This is a genomic window from Desulfuromonas sp. CSMB_57, from assembly GCF_020194955.2.
Taxonomy (GTDB): Bacteria; Desulfobacterota; Desulfuromonadia; order Desulfuromonadales; family Syntrophotaleaceae; genus JAFCIY02.
The window spans coordinates 1-1236 of sequence record NZ_JAFCIY020000090.1; the positions used below are offsets into that span (position 1 = coordinate 1).

Annotated in this window: 2 protein-coding genes; both read right to left on the minus strand. The window is 50.8% G+C overall.

All coding sequences use genetic code 11. The annotated features are described in order from the left end of the window. Positions 1-455 precede the first annotated feature (455 nt). The gene (locus JQN68_RS14475) at positions 456-698 is read right to left on the minus strand and encodes a hypothetical protein (RefSeq protein ID WP_225073939.1); all 243 of its coding nucleotides are present in this window, start codon (positions 696-698) and stop codon (positions 456-458) included. Positions 699-707: 9 nt separating this feature from the next. Continuing rightward, a partial coding sequence (locus JQN68_RS14480; RefSeq protein WP_249621285.1) for a hypothetical protein occupies positions 708-1236 on the minus strand: 529 nt, incomplete at its 5' end.

Here is a 1236-nt window from a genome sequence, read left to right on the forward strand (position 1 = left end):
ATGGCCGTTGCTGGAAAGGCTTTTGAACCGGCCGAGCAGGTCGTAGGTGTAGGTGGTTTCTCCGCCGTTGACAGCCGGCGAGATGAGCGAAGGTGTCGAGGTCGAAACGCGTACCAGAGCCCAGGGCGTCGGTGCTGGACAGCCTGCGGTCCAGCCCGCGTCGTTTGCATCCACCTACGCCCGGCTTGGTTTCGGCTAAGATTTCAAACACCACTGCATGGCTTCTGAAAGACAGCTACCGAGGGAGTGCCCCATGCCGCTCGCCCGGAAACAGGAGAACGCGCCCGGCATCGTCATACAATCAGCTGAATTGTCAAAGAACGGATCCGCCTGACCGGAAAAACGGCTCAAGGCGGTAGCGTCACAGACACAGCGTCTCGCGAAAATGGCGCCGTAAGCATAACCAGAGGGGTGCAGGCTCGCCTCTCACTAACCTGGCTGGCGACCTTCATGAATCAGACTGATTTGCTTAGTTTATCAAGTAAGCCATACCATTCTTTCAGGGTTATGTCTTTAATGTAGAAATCTCCAAGCCATTTAGGATGACACATTTCCTTTAGTCTGTTTGCGGCCTCAATTTTTTTTTCTTCCGAACATGAATGATATTCGGCAGCTAATTTTTGAAGATCATCAGCTTCATGTGGAAAATCACTTTTTTTTAACAATTCGACTATTCTATTAAGGACATCAATATTCACAATGTCTCCTTATGGTCCAACTGCGCCTGTATATTTTCCACCATCGGTTACTACCTGCCAGCCACCACCTGTTCTATTTGCCCCCCAGCGCGGTTGAGGAGCAACACGCCCTTCTAACAACAATTGATTACGTGTAAGGTGGGCTGCACTTTCAATTTGTGCTGTATTTGATGGGGGTAGCGCTAATTTTTGAATTCTTTCAGCAGGTGTAGAACCCGCCGATCCTCTTGTTACAAACACGCCAGAAGCTCTTCCTGGCGCAGACTCTGTAATTGTAAAGCCTTCCCCTGCACGACCCTGCCTCGCATAAATTTGGCCATCAAAGCTATTGACCATGTCAGTCGATTGTTGTTTCGAGAGCCCCCGACTCTTAAGTAATTTCCTAACCGAATTATTCTTTAACGGTGAAAGGCCCGTTGTAAAACGCCCCGTAGAACTGTCACGCCACCTACCAGCCTTCGAATCCCACACCGGACACCCCGCCAACCCCAGCGGATCCACCCACTGCATGGGGTCATGCACATAGCCGTGGGTCCGT